This is a genomic window from Psychrobacter sp. 16-MNA-CIBAN-0192 (assembly GCF_040309565.1).
Lineage (GTDB): Bacteria > Pseudomonadota > Gammaproteobacteria > Pseudomonadales > Moraxellaceae > Psychrobacter.
Map to the genome: position 1 here is coordinate 1 of NZ_JBEOOX010000275.1, position 270 is coordinate 270.

1 protein-coding gene is annotated in these 270 nt (G+C 44.8%); it reads right to left on the reverse strand.

The window, feature by feature from the left end:
* Positions 1-256 (reverse strand): phosphoenolpyruvate carboxykinase (ATP) (locus tag AAEY78_RS13230; RefSeq protein WP_352339759.1); only part of this gene is annotated, 256 nt, incomplete at its 3' end.
* Positions 257-270: the final 14 nt, after the last annotated feature.

Below are 270 nucleotides of genomic sequence, written 5' to 3' on the forward strand. Positions count from 1 at the left end.
CATGTGCTTCTACACGTGCCCATAACGCGTCAAACTTATCTGCATCGAATGGGCGATTTACATTACCCCATTGGATTTCATTTTCAGTACTTGATTCTTGAACAATAAAACGATCTTTTGGAGAACGACCGGTACGACGACCAGTGTTAGCTACAAAAGCACCATTGGCGGCTAAAGTCCCTTCGCCACGGCTGATAGCGTGTTCGACAAGTTCAGCTGCAGTTAGATCGACAAAACGGGTAGCGCTTGAAGTCATGTTTATACCTAAAT